This is a genomic window from Luteimonas sp. R10, from assembly GCF_045689605.1.
Classification (GTDB): domain Bacteria; phylum Pseudomonadota; class Gammaproteobacteria; order Xanthomonadales; family Xanthomonadaceae; genus Luteimonas.
This window is the reverse complement of sequence record NZ_CP141262.1, coordinates 1,672,966-1,688,405: the sequence shown is the minus strand read 5'-3', so window position 1 is coordinate 1,688,405 and position 15,440 is coordinate 1,672,966. Positions and strand designations below refer to the sequence as shown.

Annotated in this window: 9 protein-coding genes; 4 read left to right on the top strand and 5 right to left on the bottom strand. The window is 71.2% G+C overall.

Going from position 1 to position 15,440, the window contains the following annotated elements; translation table 11 throughout:
• Nucleotides 1–87: 87 nt before the first annotated feature.
• Nucleotides 88–1,398: a S41 family peptidase gene (locus tag U3649_RS07040; protein WP_407354149.1), complete on the bottom strand. Its 1,311-nt coding sequence runs from the start codon at nt 1,396–1,398 to the stop codon at nt 88–90.
• A 445-nt stretch (nt 1,399–1,843) separates the two neighbouring features.
• Complete coding sequence (locus U3649_RS07035) at nt 1,844–3,790, bottom strand: ABC-F family ATP-binding cassette domain-containing protein (protein ID WP_407354148.1); 1,947 nt, start codon at nt 3,788–3,790, stop codon at nt 1,844–1,846.
• A 413-nt stretch (nt 3,791–4,203) separates the two neighbouring features.
• Between U3649_RS07035 and U3649_RS07030 the strand changes: the two genes are divergently transcribed.
• The 3 genes from U3649_RS07030 to U3649_RS07020 all read left to right on the top strand — a co-directional run bounded on the left by U3649_RS07030 (nt 4,204) and on the right by U3649_RS07020 (nt 9,245).
• The gene (locus U3649_RS07030; RefSeq protein WP_407354147.1) at nt 4,204–6,636 is read left to right on the top strand and encodes a TonB-dependent receptor plug domain-containing protein; all 2,433 of its coding nucleotides are present in this window, start codon (nt 4,204–4,206) and stop codon (nt 6,634–6,636) included.
• A 131-nt stretch (nt 6,637–6,767) separates the two neighbouring features.
• A complete protein-coding gene (gene ybaL / locus U3649_RS07025; protein ID WP_407354146.1) occupies nt 6,768–8,468 on the top strand; it encodes a YbaL family putative K(+) efflux transporter in 1,701 nt (566 codons plus the stop codon).
• Nucleotides 8,469–8,480: 12 nt separating this feature from the next.
• Nucleotides 8,481–9,245 carry an SIR2 family NAD-dependent protein deacylase gene (locus U3649_RS07020; protein ID WP_407354145.1) on the top strand — a complete coding sequence of 255 codons (765 nt, stop codon included), beginning with the start codon at nt 8,481–8,483 and terminating at the stop codon, nt 9,243–9,245.
• 270 nt (nt 9,246–9,515) lie between these two features.
• On the opposite strand, the gene U3649_RS07015 is transcribed toward U3649_RS07020, so the two are convergent.
• Complete coding sequence (locus tag U3649_RS07015; RefSeq protein ID WP_407354144.1) at nt 9,516–10,445, bottom strand: TIGR01777 family oxidoreductase; 930 nt, start codon at nt 10,443–10,445, stop codon at nt 9,516–9,518.
• Nucleotides 10,446–10,597: 152 nt separating this feature from the next.
• Here U3649_RS07015 and U3649_RS07010 point away from each other — a divergent pair, with 152 nt between their 5' ends.
• Nucleotides 10,598–11,905 carry an MFS transporter gene (locus tag U3649_RS07010; RefSeq protein ID WP_407354143.1) on the top strand — a complete coding sequence of 436 codons (1,308 nt, stop codon included), beginning with the start codon at nt 10,598–10,600 and terminating at the stop codon, nt 11,903–11,905.
• 33 nt (nt 11,906–11,938) lie between these two features.
• On the opposite strand, the gene clpB is transcribed toward U3649_RS07010, so the two are convergent.
• On the bottom strand, nt 11,939–14,524 hold the full coding sequence (gene clpB / locus U3649_RS07005; protein ID WP_407354142.1) for an ATP-dependent chaperone ClpB: 2,586 nt from the start codon (nt 14,522–14,524) through the stop codon (nt 11,939–11,941).
• A gap of 356 nt (nt 14,525–14,880) precedes the next feature.
• Complete coding sequence (gene gloA, locus U3649_RS07000; RefSeq protein WP_407354141.1) at nt 14,881–15,417, bottom strand: lactoylglutathione lyase; 537 nt, start codon at nt 15,415–15,417, stop codon at nt 14,881–14,883.
• Nucleotides 15,418–15,440: the final 23 nt, after the last annotated feature.

Genomic DNA, 15,440 nt, shown 5'->3' with positions numbered 1-15,440 from the left:
ACGGATCGCGTGCCGTGCTCGGCGAGCGTTACCCGCGGCTGCGCGCTATCGATCGCGGGCCGACGTGGAAGGGCCGCCGCGCCGACGCTACCCGCCGCGGCGGAAGCGGCTGGCGCGCCCGTCGGAGCCCAGCGTTTCCAGCGCTGCGACCCGTCCCCGCGCGTCGCGTTCGAAGCGGACGCGCAGCGACGGATCGTCGGCCACCGCGAACAGGTCATCGCCGAGCGGCATCAGGTCCTGCGGCGGGCGCCGGCCATTGCGCAGGAACAGGCGCCCGTCCCGCGTACCGACGGCGACGGACCCGTAGCCGCCGATGTAATCCTCGAACGGCGCCGAATCGACCGCCGCGGCTTGCGCGCGCAGCGCCTCCAGCACCCAGCGCGCATCGACGGCTTCGGCATCCGGCGGGCCGCGTTCGAGCATCGCTTCCAGCGCCAGCATCCTGGCGGTCGACAGGGCATCGGCGGGGACCACGGCCACGTCCGGCGGCACGCCGTCGCCTTCCCAGTTGCGTCCGGTGACGGGGCTCACCGGCGAGCCGGTGGAGACGAACACGCGAAAACCGTGGCCGGCGTCGAACTCGGCGCCGGGATTGGCGGCGCCCGCGGTCCGCTCGCCGACCACGATGGCGCGCCCGGCGTTCTGCAGGGTGTAGGCGAAGGCTTCGGCCGCCGAACCGGTACGGGCGCTGGTCAGCAGGTAGAGCGGCGTGTCCAGCCGCGGCGTGGGGTACCAGTCGTCCGGCGCCTCGCTGGTGGTGCCTTCGCGGGCATGGAAGACGTTGTAGATGTCGGCGCCGCGGGGCGTGAACGCGCTGGCCAGGTAGCCGACCATCGCCGGCGAGCCGCCGCCGTTGCCGCGCAGGTCGATGACCAGTGCATCGGCGTGCGCGACCAGTTGCAGGGCGGCCTCGATGGCGCGGCGGGCCGGCGGCTCCGGCGCCTCGAAGTCGAAGTGGGCGAACTGCCGCAGGTCGATGTAGCCGACGTTGCCCGGCAGCACCTCGACGCGCCGGACCCCGTAGTTGCCGCGGCGACTCCGGTCCAGCGGCGGCGCGGACGAAGCGGGCGAGCCTTCCTGGCGTCCCGGCGCGGACGCCGGCTCCGGCGACCAGCGCACTGCGAAATGGCGGTCGAGCGGCCGCAGGCGTCCGGTCAGCGCGGTGGCGAGGTCGCGTGGATCGTGCAGCGCGTCGAACGTGCCCTGCGCCGCGTCGGCGCGCAAGCCATCGGCGATCTCCCTGCCGCGGGCGGGATCGTGGTAATGCGCCTCCACCACCTGCGCCACCCCGGCCACCTGGCTGCGCGGATCGACGGCGGCGGCGGTCGCGGCGGCGGCGAGTGCACACAGAGCGAAGAGGAGGGGGAGCGGTCCTGCGAAACGTACGGCGCTTGGCATGTGGTGACTCCTGATGGATGGAGGCCGGCCGGGACGGGTCGGACGCCCGGGCACCGTCGACGGCGCCGAGCGGGAGCGGCCAGGCCGCCGTCGCCGGCGACGGATACTCTCGAGAAGGATGCTGCAAGGGCGCAAACCGTCGCGGCCGAGTTGCCGCGCCGGAGTGATGGGACCGGTTGGGGCAGGCGCAGGCGGCATGCAACCGGCGCGAAGACCGATGCAAGTATCCCCGGCAGAATCGGAGGGCTTTGGAGCGTACCGACATTCGCTGTCCATGCCCGTTAGCGCTGTAGGAGGGGCTTCAGCCTCGACCGCGCGGGCGAACAGTAAATCTTCTCTGCCGTTGTTTCCCTTCGCAACGCGCGGCGGCGCGTTCATCGTGGTCGTCACCGATGCGTCTGCCTGGCGCGGGCTGAAGCCCCTCCTACAGAGCAGGTGGCGGCGCTCAGGCGACGTCGGCCTCGTAGAGCGCCAGCAACTCGGCTTCCGCTTCCTCCAGCGCCGCGCGCAGCTCGCGCTGGCGCTGGCCCAGCGATGCGACGCGCGAGGCGTCGCCGGCATAGGCTGCCGGGTCGGCCAGTCCGGCCTCCACCGAGGCGATCTCCGCCTCCAGTTCGGCGACGCGCGCTTCGGCCCGCGCCAGCCGATGCGGATTGACCTTCGGCTTCGCCGCGGCCGCTTTCGCCGGCGCGGCGACCGGCGCCGCGGCAGGCTTGGCGCCGCGGTCATCGCCGGAACGGCTGCGCAGCCAGGCCGCGTAGGCGTCCAGGTCGCCGTCGAACGGCTGCACCGTGCCGTCGGCGACGCGCCAGAAGCTGTCGCTGACCAGGCCGATCAGGTGCCGGTCGTGCGAGACCAGCACGATGGCGCCCTCGTAGTCGCTGAGCGCCTCGGCCAACGCCTCGCGCATGTCGAGGTCGAGGTGGTTGGTGGGCTCGTCGAGCAGCAGCACGTTGGGTTTTCGCCAGGCGATCAATGCCAGCGCCAATCGCGCACGCTCCCCGCCGGAGAAGTTGTCGATGCACTCGAACGCGCGGTCGCCGGGGAAGTTCCACTTGCCGAGGAAGTCGCGGAACGCCTGGACGGCGGTGTCCGGCGCCAGCTCGCGCAGATGATCGATCGGCGAGGTGCCCGCCTTCAGCGCTTCGACGGTGTGCTGGGCGAAGTAGCCGATGCACAGGTCCGGGTGCGCGGCGCGCTCGCCGGCCAGCAGCGGCAGTTCGCCGACCAGCGACTTGACCAGGGTCGACTTGCCGGCGCCGTTGGCGCCGAGCAGGCCGATGCGGTCGCCGGGTTCCAAGCCGAAGCCTACTTGACGGAGGACCCGGACGCGCTCCGGCGCAGCCTCCCTTGTGGGAGCGACGGAAGTCGCGACATTCGCCGGGCCCCCTGTCGCGACTTCCGTCGCTCCCACAGGATTACGCCCATAACCGCAATCAGCGTCGTTCAGCCGCAGCAGCGAATGCGGCAGCTTCTGCGGGACGGGCAACTCGATGCGCAGCTCGCGCTCGGCGCGCACCGCCTCGGTGCCGGCCAGCTTGGCCAGCCGCTTGATCCGCGACTGCGCCTGCCGGGCCTTGGTGGCCTGGGCACGGAAGCGGTCGATGAAGCGCTGCAGGTGCGCACGCTCGGCCTGCTCCTTCTCGTGCGCGATCTGCTGCTGGCGCAGGTGTTCGGAGCGCTGGCGCTCGAACGCGGTGTAGTCGCCGACGTAGAGCTTGGCCTTGCCGTCGTGCAGGTGCAGGGTGTGGGTGGCGACGTTGTCGAGGAACTCGCGGTCGTGCGAGATCAGCAGCAGCGTGCCCGGATACTTCAGCAGCCACTGCTCCAGCCACAGCACCGCATCGAGGTCGAGATGGTTGGTGGGCTCGTCGAGCAGCAGCAGGTCGCTGGGCATCATCAGCGCCCGCGCCAGGTTCAGGCGCACCCGCCAGCCGCCGGAGAACGCGCTCACCGGCCGCTGGTGCGCGTCGGCAGCGAAGCCGAGGCCGTGCAGCAGCTTGCCGGCGCGCGCGGTGGCGTCGTAGCCGTTGAGCTCGGCCAGCCGATGGTGCGCCTCGGCCACCGCCTCCCAGTCCTCGGCCGCCGTGGCCTCGGCCTCGGCGCGCAGCGCCGCGGCCACCTCGATGTCGCCGGACAGCACGAAGTCGATCGCGGCGTCGGGCAGCGACGGCGTCTCCTGCGCCACGCTGGCGATGCGCACCCGGTTGGGCACGTCCAGGTCGCCGCGGTCGGCCTCGACCTCGCCGCGGATCGCCGCGAACAGCGAGGACTTGCCGGTGCCGTTGCGGCCGACCACGCCGACCCGCCAGCCCGCGTGCAGGGCCAGGTCGACGTCGGACAGCAGCAGGCGTTCGCCGCGGCGCAGGGCGAAATTGCGGAAGGCGATCATGGACCGCACATTCTATTACGTCCGGCGCGGCGGCACTTCCCTCACGATGCGCCGCCGCACCCTGCGCCCTCTCCCCCACTCGCGGCGGAGAGGGCTGGGTGGGGACGACGGAGCCGGATGCTGTCAGAGAGTCTGGAAAGACCGAGTAATTGGAGAATCGACGGCCTTGTCCGGATCGATTCGCCAGCCAAGCGTCACCGTCTCCGGCACCTCACGCCAAACTTCTCTCCCGCAATCGAGAGGGAGCTGAGCGATCGCGCGGCCGTCATCCATCGGCCAAAACGTGCGCCGTTTCGCGCTGCGGAGCATTCACCGGACAGTTGAGGATGTAACCGTTGACCCGTTCAGGGTGAGCTGTTACAGCGAGGTGACGCCCCGAAACACCACGATAAGCATAAGGAGCCTCCCCCCTCATGCAACGCCGCCCCCTTGCGCTCGGCCTCGCCCTGGCGCTCGCCTCCCCCGCTGCGCTGGCGCAGTCGCCGGCCGCCGACCAACCCGCGCCGCGCGATCGCGCCACCACCCTCGACACCCTGATCGTCACCGGCACCCGCGTCGCCGACCGCACCGTGGCCGAGTCCGCCTCGCCGATCGACATCATTTCCCCGGAAACGCTGGAGTCCACCGGCACGGTGGAACTGGCTACGGCACTGTCCCGCGCCCTGCCCTCGCTCAACTTCCCGCGCCCGGCGATCACCGACGGCACCGACGCGGTCCGCCCGGCGCAGCTGCGCGGCCTGGCCCCGGACCAGGTGCTGGTGCTGGTCAACGGCAAGCGCCGCCACACCACCGCGCTGATCAACCTCAACGGCAGCCAGGGCCGCGGCTCCTCGCCGGTCGATCTCAACGCGATCCCGATCGCCGCGATCGAGCGCGTGGAGGTGCTGCGCGACGGCGCCTCGGCGCAGTACGGCTCCGACGCCATCGCCGGCGTCATCAACATCGTGCTCAAGGGCAGCGACGCCGGCGGCAGCATCGCCGCGCGCTACGGCCAGTACAGCGCCGGCGACGGCGAGCAGGTCCAGCTCTCCGGCGACGGCGGCATCGCGCTCGGCCAGGCCGGCTTCCTGCACCTGGCGGCGCAGGCCGGGCACCAGGACCAGACCGACCGCGCCGGGCCGTTCCAGGGCACGCCCACGGCGAGTTCGCCGCCGCTGGGCGCGGTGGTGCAACGCTATGGCGATCCCGAGGTCGACAGCCGCGCCGTCGCCTACAACGCCGAGTTCAGCCCGGCCGAGGGCGTGGTGTTCTATTCCTTCGGCACCTACAGCAAGCGCGACGCGCTCTCCAACGGCTTCTATCGACCCGCGGGCGACAACCGCAACATTCCGGAGATCTATCCGGACGGCTTCCTGCCCAACATCCGCAACATCGCCGACGACCGCGCCGGCGTCATCGGCCTGCGCGGCACCACCGCCGGCGGCACCGCGATCGACATCAGCTTCAACCACGGCATCAACCACCTGACCTTCGGCGTCGAGAACAGCCTCAACCGCAGCCTCGGCCCCGGGACGCCCACCCAATTCCATGCCGGTGCGCTGGAAGTCACCCAGAACGTGTTCAACCTGGACTTCAACAAGGCGCTGGACGTCGGCCTCGCCTATCCGGTCACCTTCGCCTGGGGCGCGGAGTGGCGCGGCGAGAAGTTCAACCAGAGCCAGGGCGAACCGGCCTCGTACGCCGACGGCAACCTGACCCTGCCGGACGGCAGCCGCGCGCCGCCCGGCGCCCAGGTGTTCCCCGGGTTCCAGCCCGCGAATGCCGGTCAGCACGACCGCCACAGCTACGCGTTCTATCTCGACGCCGAGGCCGACCTGGGCGACCGCTTCAGCGCCGGACTGGCGGCGCGTTACGAGAACTACAGCGACTTCGGCAGCACCGCCTCGGGCAAGCTGTCGGCGCGCTATGCCATCAGCGATGCGGTGGCGCTGCGCGGCACCGTCTCCACCGGCTTCCGCGCGCCCTCGCTGCAACAGCAACACTTCCAGTCCACCTCGACCAACTTCATCGGCGGCGTGCCGTTCGAGGTCCGCACCTTCGCGGTCGACGATCCGGTCGCGGTCGCGCTCGGCGCCGAGCCGCTCAGGGCCGAGGAGTCGACCAACGTCAGCCTCGGCCTGGTGCTGCAACCGGTGGATGCGCTGTACGTCACCATCGACGCCTACCAGATCGACGTCGACGACCGCATCATCCTGTCGGAGAACCTGGTCGACGACCCCGACAACCCTGATCCTGCATTGCGCCGCCTGGTCAGTAATTTTCTCGAAAGCCATGGCATCTTCGGCGTCACCGGCGGCCGTTACTTCACCAACGCCATCGACACCCGCACCCGCGGCGTCGACCTGGTCGGCACCTACCGCTGGGCGCTGGACGCCGGCAGCCTGGATTTCACCGCCGGCTTCAACTACAACGACACCGACATCCAGCGCATCGCTCCCAATCCGCCGGAGCTGGAAACCGGCGATCTCGACCTGGAACGCATCGGCCGTGTCGAGCAGGGCCGGGTGACGGTGGGCGCGCCGTCCGACAAGCTGTTCCTGTCCGGCGTCTGGAACAGCGGGCCGTGGACGCTCTCGGCCGCCGCCACGCGCTACGGCGAATTCGAGGTGCTCAACGGAGATCCGGCCCGCGACCAGACCTTCGGCGCCGAGTGGACGCTCGACGTCGCGGCCACCTACGCCATCGGCGGCTGGGACTTCACCGTCGGCGCCGACAACGTGTTCGACGCCTATCCGGACGAGGTGATCTTCGCCAACTCCAGCGCCGGCCAGCTGCCCTACAGCGCGGCCTCGCCGTTCGGCTTCAACGGCGCCTTCGCCTACGGCAGGATAGGCTACCGCTGGTAGGTGCCGACGGCGCGGAGCTCCGACGACGCCCGGACGCTTTCCGGTCCCCGCCGGCGTTCGGCTCCGTCGCCCCCTCACCCCAACCCTCTCCCGGCGAGTGGGGGAAGGGGAGTTAGCCCTCCGGAGACCAGATGCCGCACGACATTTCGCTGATCTCCATGCTGTGCGTCGGCTTCGTGCTCGCCTTCGTGCTCGGGCTGGTCGCCCAGCGCCTGCGGCTGTCGCCGCTGGTCGGCTACCTGGTCGCCGGCATCGTCGCCGGCCCGTACACGCCCGGCTTCGTCGCCGACCAGGAGCTGGCGCCGCAGCTGGCGGAGATCGGCGTGATCCTGCTGATGTTCGGCGTCGGCCTGCACTTCTCGCTGCGCGACCTGATGTCGGTGAAGGCGATCGCGCTGCCCGGCGCGATCGCGCAGATCACGGTCGCCACCCTGCTCGGCCTGGGCCTGGGCGAGTACCTGGGCTGGTCGCACGGCGCCTCGCTGATGTTCGGCCTGGCGCTGTCGGTGGCGAGCACGGTGGTGCTGCTGCGCGCGCTCGAGGACCGGCGCCTGATCGAGAGCGAGCGCGGGCGGATCGCGGTCGGCTGGCTGATCGTCGAGGACCTGGCGATGGTGCTGGCGCTGGTGCTGATCCCAGCGCTGTCCGGCGCGCTCGGCGGCCAGGACGCCGACGGCGGCCGCGGCCTCTCCGGCACCCTGCTCGTCACCCTGCTGAAGGTCGGCGCGTTCGTCGCGCTGATGCTGCTGGTCGGGCGCCGGGTGATCCCCTGGATCCTGGAACGCGTCGCCGGCACCGGCTCGCGCGAGCTGTTCACCCTCGGCGTGCTGGCGATCGCGATGGGGGTGGCGTTCGGCGCGGCCGAGCTGTTCGGCGTGTCGTTCGCGCTCGGCGCGTTCTTCGCCGGCATGTTGCTCAACGAGTCGGAGTTCAGCCACAAGGCGGCCGCCGACTCGCTGCCGTTGCGCGACGCGTTCGCGGTGCTGTTCTTCGTCTCGGTCGGCATGCTGTTCGATCCCGGCATCGTGCTCGAGCGCCCGCTCGAGGTGCTGGCGACCTTCTTCATCATCGTATTCGGCAAGTCGGCGGCGGCCTGGGCGATCGTGCGCCTGTTCGGCAAGCCCAACTCCACCGCGCTGACCATCTCCGCCAGCCTGGCGCAGATCGGCGAGTTCTCCTTCATCCTCGCCGGGCTGGGGCTGTCGCTGGAGATCCTGCCGGCGGACGGCCACGCCCTGGTCATCGCCGGCGCGCTGCTGTCGATCCTGGTCAATCCCTTCATCTTCACCCTGCTCGACCGCTGGCAGGCGCGCGAGGACGCGCGGGCCGCGGCACTGCGCCCGCCCGAGCCGAAAACGCCGCCGCTGGACGTCGACGGGCACGCCATCCTGGTCGGCTACGGCCGCGTCGGCAGCCAGCTGGCGAGCCTGCTGCAGGCGCGCGGCGTGCCGCTGGTGGTGGTCGAGGAGGACGCCGACCTGGTCGCGAAGGCGCGCCAGGCGGGACTGCTGGCGGTCCGCGGCAATGTCGCCTCGGAAGCGGTCATGGCCGAAGCGCTGCCGGCGCGCGCGCGGATGGCGATCTTCGCCATTCCGCGCGCGCTGGAGGCGGGCGAAACCATCGCCCGGCTGCGCCAGGTCAATCCGGAACTGAGCATCCTCGCCCGTGCCCACAGCGACGGCGAGGTGAAACACCTGCTCGCGCACGGCGCCGACGCCGCGGTGCTGGCCGAACGCGAGCTGGCCTACTCGCTGTCGGAGATGGTGATGTCGACGCCGCCGTACCGGCCGGCGCGCGCCGGCGCGACGCCGACACCGGCGGCACCGGGCTGAGCACGGCGGAAGATGCGCATCGTCCTGCTCACCGGCGCCGGCATGTCCGCGGAAAGCGGCATTCCGACCTTCCGCGATGCGCTCACCGGCTTGTGGGCGCGCTTCGATCCGCAGCGGCTGGCGACGCCGGAGGCGTTCGACGACGATCCGGCGCTGGTCTGGGGCTGGTACCGCTGGCGGGCGGCGCGTGCCCGGCAGGCCCGGCCGCACGCCGGCCATCTCGGCATCGCCGCGCTCGAGACGCTCGGGCACGCGGTCAGCGTGGTGACCCAGAACGTCGACGACCTGCACGAACGCGCCGGCTCGTCGCGGGTACTGCACCTGCATGGACGGTTGCTGGCCTCGCGCTGCGCCGGTTGCGGCGCGCGCATCGATCCGGACCCGATCGTCGCCGCGCCACCGCCCGCCGGCGACGGCGCGCGCGAGGAGCCGCCGGCCTGCGCGCACTGCGACGGCGGCCGGTTCCGCCCGGACGTGGTGTGGTTCGGCGAATCCTTGCCCGGCGAGGCCTGGAACGCCGCGCAGGAAGCGATCGTCGCCTGCGATCTGCTGCTGGTGGTCGGCACGTCGGGGCTGGTGCACCCCGCCGCCGCGCTGCCGTTGCACGCATTGGCGCAGGGGACGCCGGTGCTGGAGATCAACCCGGAAAGGACGGCGCTGTCGACGCGGGCCGATGCCGCCTGGCCGCTGCCGGCGGCCGCCGGCATCGAACGGCTGCTGGCGCGACTGGACGCGTCCCCCGAAGCCGACCCGCGGACGCTCATCGGGCCCCGCTGATGGACGCGACCGCGCCCGTAGAGCGGAGCTTGCTCCGCTGCCCCGGCTCCGGAGCCGGTTCCGGTTTCTCGGGCGGAGCAGCCGAGCAAGCTCGGCTCTACGTGCGTGCATGGACGCTCACCGGGCACGCCCCCCGCCGATAGTTGCGAACCGCGCCGTAGAGCGGAGCTTGCTCCGCTGCCCCGGCTCCGGAGCCGGTTCCGGTTTCTCAGGCGGAGCAGCCGAGCAAGCTCGGCTCTACGGGCGGCGTGGACGCTCCGCGGCTGTCCGCTAGCCGGCCCGCGCCGCGCCGCGGCCCAGCTGTGCCTGCAGGCACGGCGCCAGCCGCGGATGCCGGAAGGCGAAACCGGCCGGGGCCAGCCGCCGCGGCAGCACGCGCTGCCCGCCCAGCAACAGCGTCGACATCTCGCCCAGGGCCAGCCGCAGCGCCGGCGCCGGGACCGGCAGGAACGTCCGCTTGCCGAGAGCCTGCGCGAGCGCGGACGTGAACTCCGCGTTGGTGACCGGTGCGGGCGCGGCCAGGTTGAAGACGCCGCGCGGCCCCGCGGACGCCGCGTCGTCCAGGTGCAGCCCCATCAGGAACCGCACCGCCTCCACCCAGTCCTCGCGCGCGATCCAGCTCAGCACCTGGGTGCCGTCGCCGAGGCGCCCGCCCAGCCCGAGCCGGAACGGCGGCAGCAGGCGCCCGAGCATGCCGCCGTCCGGATGCAGGGCAATGCCGGTACGCAGCAGCACCACCGGGACGCCCAGCGCTTCCGCTTCGAGCGCGGCGGCCTCCCATTGCGCGCACAGCCGGTGCGCGAACTCGTCGTGGAAGTCGCTGTCCTCGGTCAGCGGCGCATCGCCGCGGTCGCCGTACCAGCCGACCGCGGAACCGCTGAGCAGCACCCGTGGCCTGTCGATGCAGGTGCGCATCCAGTCGAGCAGCGTCCGCGTCGGACCGAGGCGGCTGTCGACCAGTTCGCGCTTGCGCGCCTCGCTCCAGCGCCGGTCGGTGATGCCGGCGCCGGCCAGGTTGACCACCGCACCCCAGGCATCGCCCGGCGCGAGCGCGTCGTAGCCGCGCACCTCGACGGCCTCCGGCGCGCGCTTCCGGTCCGGCGCGCGCGACAGCCAGGTGACCGCGGCGCCCTCGCCCACCAGCCGTTCGCTCAGCGCCGAGCCGAGAAAGCCGCTACCGCCCGCGATCAGCACCCGCATGCGCCACCTCCCGCACCGGCAGGACGGAACCCGTGCGCCGGGAACGGCCTGCCTGGCGCGCATTGCAGCAGACCGCCGGTCAACCTGCCGTTACGGCCGCTTTCCACCCCGGTCACAATCCGGCAGCGGCCGCCGCGCTAGGCTCGGGCGCCATGCTCAGCCTGTTGCGGCCCGTCCTGTCCCTGCTGTCCGGCGTCGCGCTGCTGCTGCTCGGCAGCGGCCTGCTCAACACGCTGGTCCCGCTGCGCGCCAGCCAGGCGGGATATCCCGACGCCCTGGTCGGCGGACTCACCTCGGCCTACTTCGCCGGATTCTTCATCGGCACGTTCGTCGCGCCGTCGCTGGTCCGGCGCATCGGCCACATCCGCGCGTTCGCGTTCTACACCGCATGCTGCGCCTGCGTGGTGCTGCTGCATACGCTGAGCGTCGATCCGATCCTGTGGCTGCTCGCGCGGCTGGCGCTCGGCGCCGCCCTGGTCGGCCTGTACACGGTGATCGAGAGCTGGCTCAACGCGCAGGCCGAACCGCCGCAGCGCGGCCGCGTGTTCGCGGTCTACATGGCGGTGAACCTGGGTGCGCTGGCCCTGGCGCAGCAGCTGCTGCATGTCGAGGGCGGTGCGGACTTCGTGCTGTTCGTGCTGGTGGCGCTGCTGGTCTGCGCCGCCAGCCTGCCGGTCCTGCTGACTCGGCAGGCGCAGCCGCAGCTGCAGCCGGCGCCGCGGCTGCAGTTGCGGCGGCTGCTCGCCGTGGCCCCCACCGCCGGCGTCGGCGCGCTGGTCTCGGGGTTGGCGATGGGCGCGCTGTGGGGCCTGCTGCCGGTGTACTTCAGCCGCCAGGGCATGGACGCCTCCGGGATCGGCATGTCGATGAGCGTGGCGATCCTGGGCGGCGCGGCGCTGCAGTGGCCGCTGGGCCGGCTTTCCGATCGGCACGACCGCCGTTTCGCGCTGGCGCTGGCGTGCGCGGCGGCCTGCGTGTTCGCCGCGCTGATCCCGATGACGATGCCGTTCGCGGGCATGTCGCAGGGACTGGTCTTCCTCTACGGCGGCATGGCGTTCTCGGCCTATCCGATCGTGGTCGCGCACCTGCTCGACCAGCTGCCGCCCGAGGACGTGCTCGCGGCCAGCAGCAGCGTGCTGCTGGTCAACGGCATCGGCTCGGCGCTCGGCCCGCTGCTGGCGGGCCTGCTGATGTCGGCGCTGGGTCCGGCCGCGCTGTTCGCCTGGTTCGCACTGCTGCAGGGAAGCCTGGCGGTCTACGCCGGCTATCGCTACCAGGCGCACCGCCGCAGCCACGTGCCGGGCGCGCCGTTCTTCGCGATGCTGCGCACCACGCCGGCATCGCTGGAAATGCTTGCCGCGGAGTCTGAGGACGGACGGCCCGACGACGAGCCGGTCGGCAACGAGCAGGCCGGCACCACGCGAGATCGGCCGGAAGGCGCCGGCGCCGCACGCGATTGACGCCCGCCGCGGCGGGCGCCGGCCTTTTCCGGCTCAGCCCTTGCGGAACGCCAGCCGCCCGCCCTCGGCGTCGACGCGCACCGTGTCGCCGCTGCCGAATTCGCCGGAGAGGATCTTCGATGCCAGCGGATTCTCCAGCTGCTGCTGGATCGCGCGCTTGAGCGGGCGCGCGCCGTAGACCGGGTCGAAGCCGACGTTGCCCAGCAGCTCGAAGGCCTGGTCCGAGATCTCGATGCGGATGCCGCGCTCGCCCAGGCGCTTTTCCAGGCCGCGCATCTGGATCCGCGCGATCGCCTTGATCTGCGGCTTGTCGAGCGGGTGGAACACCACGATGTCGTCGAGCCGGTTGATGAACTCGGGACGGAAGTGCGACTGCACGACCCCCATCACCGAGGCCTTCATCTGCGTATACGCCTCCGGGCTGTCGTCGCCGCCCATCTCCTGGATCATCTGGCTGCCGAGGTTGGAGGTCATCACGATCACGGTGTTGCGGAAATCGACCGTGCGGCCCTGGCCGTCGGTCAGGCGGCCGTCGTCGAGTACCTGCAACAGGATGTTGAACACGTCCGGGTGCGCCTTCTCCACCTCGTCGAGCAGGATCACGCTGTACGGCCGCCGGCGCACCGCCTCGGTCAGGTAGCCGCCTTCCTCGTAGCCGACGTAGCCCGGCGGCGCGCCGACCAGGCGGCTGACGGCGTGCTTCTCCATGAATTCGCTCATGTCGATGCGCACCATGGCGTCGTCGCTGTCGAACAGGAACTCGGCCAGCGCCTTGCACAGCTCGGTCTTGCCGACGCCGGTCGGCCCCAGGAACAGGAACGAGCCGCTGGGCCGGTCGGGATCCGACAGCCCCGTGCGCGCGCGCCGCACCGAATCGGACACCGTCTGGATCGCCTCGTCCTGGCCCACCACGCGCCCGTGCAGCGCCGCCTCCATCTTCAGCAGCTTGTCGCGCTCGCCTTCGAGCATCTTGCTGACCGGAATGCCGGTCCAGCGCGCGACGACCTCCGCGATCTCCTCGGCGGTCACCTTGTCCTGCAGCAGGGTGAAGCCCTGGGTCTCGGCCTCCTGCGCCGCGGCCAGCTGCTTCTCCAGCTCCGGCAGGCGGCCGTACTGGATCTCGCTCATCCTGGTGTAGTCCTGCTTGCGCTGCGCGGCTTCCAGCTCCAGCCGGGCCTGCTCGATCTGCTCCTTGATCTTCGTCGCGCCCTGCACGGTGGCCTTCTCGGCCTTCCACACCTCCTCCAGGTCGTTGTATTCGCGCTCCAGCGCCTCGATCTCGGTTTCCAGGTCGGACAGGCGCTGCTTCGACTCTGGATCCTTCTCCTTCTTCAGCGCCTCGCGCTGGATCTTGAGCTGGATCAGGCGGCGCTCCTTGCGGTCGAGTTCCTCCGGCTTGGAGTCGATCTCCATGCGGATGCGGCTGGCGGCCTCGTCCATCAGGTCGATGGCCTTGTCCGGCAGCTGGCGGTCGGCGATGTAGCGATGGCTGAGGGTGGCGGCGGCGACGATCGCCGGATCGGTGATCTCCACGCCGTGGTGCACGGCGTACTTCTCCTTGAGCCCGCGCAGGATCGCGATCGTGTCCTCGACGCTGGGTTCGCCCACGAAGACCTTCTGGAAGCGGCGCTCGAGGGCGGCGTCCTTCTCCACGTACTTGCGGTACTCGTCGAGCGTGGTCGCGCCGATGCAGTGCAGCTCGCCGCGCGCGAGCGCGGGCTTGAGCATGTTGCCTGCATCCATCGAGCCTTCCGCCTTGCCGGCGCCGACCATGGTGTGCAGTTCGTCGATGAACAGGATGATCTGGCCCTCGTTCTTGGCCAGGTCGCTCAGCACCGCCTTCAGCCGCTCCTCGAACTCGCCGCGGAACTTGGCGCCGGCGATCAGCGCACCCATGTCCAGCGACAGCACGCGCCGGCCGCGCAGGCCCTCGGGCACTTCGCCGTTCACGATGCGCTGCGCCAGGCCTTCCACGATCGCGGTCTTGCCGACGCCGGGCTCGCCGATCAGCACCGGATTGTTCTTGGTGCGCCGCTGCAGCACCTGCACGGTACGGCGGATCTCCTCGTCGCGGCCGATCACCGGATCGAGCTTGCCGCCCTCGGCGCGCGCGGTGAGGTCGATGGTGTACTTCTCCAGCGCCTGGCGCGCCTCCTCGGCGTTCTCGTCGGCCACCTTCTCGCCGCCGCGCATGGCATCGATCGCCGCGTTCAGCCGGGCCTTGTCGGCGCCGGCCGCCTTGAGCGCGCGGCCGGCCTCGCCACTGTCCTCGAGCGCCGCCAGCAGGAACAGCTCCGAGGCGATGTAGGCGTCGCCGCGCTGCTGCGCCAGCTTGTCGGTGACGTTGAGCAGGCGGCCGAGGTCGTTGCCGACCGAGATGTTGCCGGCCTGGCCCGACACCTTCGGCAGCTTCTCCAGGATCTCGCCCAGGCGCTCGCGCAGCAGCGGCACGTTGACGCCTGCCTGCGACAGCAACGGCCGGGTGCCGCCGCCGGACTGGTCCAGCAGCGCCACCAGCAGGTGCACCGGTTCGATCAGGTTGTGGTCGCGCCCGACCGCCAGCGACTGCGCATCGGCGATCGCCTGCTGGAAGCGCGAGGTGAGCTTGTCCATCCGCATCGGTGGGTTCTCCGGAAAGTGCGGGACGCCCCGGGGAAGTCCGGCGGACGCCGCGATGCCCTGTCAATGCGGGCCGCGCGGCGGCGATTCAAGGTTCGCGCGTGGCCGAGGACGGGCACCGATGCCGGGCCGAACGATGCCCTTGGGCACGGAAGCCGCATTTCCATGGATCGGACCCGGCTCAGCCGCCACCCGCGCCGATGCTCCGTCGCGACTTCCGTCGCTCCCACAAAGGCGAAGTCGCATCAGCCCCTACTCCGGCACTCGTGGGAGCGACGGTAGTCGCGACCCCGCCATGCATGAGTTCGTGCCCCACTCGATCTCCAGCACCCGTCCGCACGGACGCCGGGCTCCACTCAGTCCAAAGGCGCCGGCTGGATGATCTCGACCCAGTAGCCGTCCGGATCCTTGATGAAGGCGATGCTCTTCATGCTGCCGTCGCTCAGGCGCTTCTGGAACGGCACCTGCAACGCCTCAAAGCGCGCGCAGGCGGCGCGGATGTCCGGCACGCTGACGCAGATGTGGCCGAACCCGCGCGGCTCGCGGTTGCCGTCGTGGTAGACCGGCCCGGGCTCGGACTCGGTGCCGTAGTTGTGGGTCAGCTCCAGCACGCCGCGCTGGCGCGCCAGCCATTGCCGGCGCGCCTCGTCGCCGTCGGGAATGCCGTCGCCATCGTCGACCAGCACCAGGAAGTACAGCGAAAACTTCGCCTGTTCGAAATCCACCTTGCGCGCCAGGGTGAAGCCCAGCACTCGGGTGTAGAAGTCCAGCGAGGCCTGCGGATCCTTGATCCGCAGCATGGTGTGGTTGAAGACGAAATCGCGGGTCGCGGCATCGCGGATGGCGGCGACGCCCGGGACGGCGGCGAGTTCGGCGCGGGTCTGTGCGGTCATGGGATCGGCTCCGGTCGTGGGGC